At 64.0% G+C, this 558-nt stretch carries 1 protein-coding gene; it reads left to right on the top strand.

The genetic code is table 11. From position 1 onward, the window contains the following. Nucleotides 1-558 (top strand): Ig-like domain-containing protein (locus tag ACZ9W6_RS17585; protein WP_465192486.1); only part of this gene is annotated, 558 nt, incomplete at both ends.

Here is a 558-nt window from a genome sequence, read left to right as displayed (position 1 = left end):
GGGCAACTGGAGCATTACCAGCAGCACGCTGGCCGATGGCAGCCACAGCCTCACCGTCAAACAGTCCGATGCCGCCGGCAATGTCTCGACAGCCAGCAGTAGCCTGACTATCGATATTGACACTTCCCTGCCGTCCACTCCGGGCACGCCGGCACTGCAGGCTGCCAGTGATAGCGCTACCCTCGGTGATGGCATCACCAGCATCACCGCCCCCACCGTCGTCGGTACCGGTACGGTGGGCGACACCGTCACCCTGTATGACACGGATGGCAAGACCGTGCTGGGGACCGGAGTGGTCGACAAGAGTGGCAACTGGAGTGTCAGCAGCAGCACGCTGGTCGATGGCGTACACAGCCTGACCGTGACGCAGACCAATGCGGCCGGCACCGTTTCCAGTGCCAGCAAAGCAGTCAGCCTCACTATCGACAGCACCGCCCCGACGGCCCCGTCCACGTCGACGCTCAGCGCCGGTTCGGACAGCGGCATCCTGGGCGATGGACTGACCAAGGTGAACACACCGGTCATCACCGGCACCGGTGAGGCCAACGCTACCGTCAA

This window comes from Vogesella lacus (genome assembly GCF_979366295.1).
This window is presented reverse-complemented; position numbering and strand designations above follow the sequence as displayed.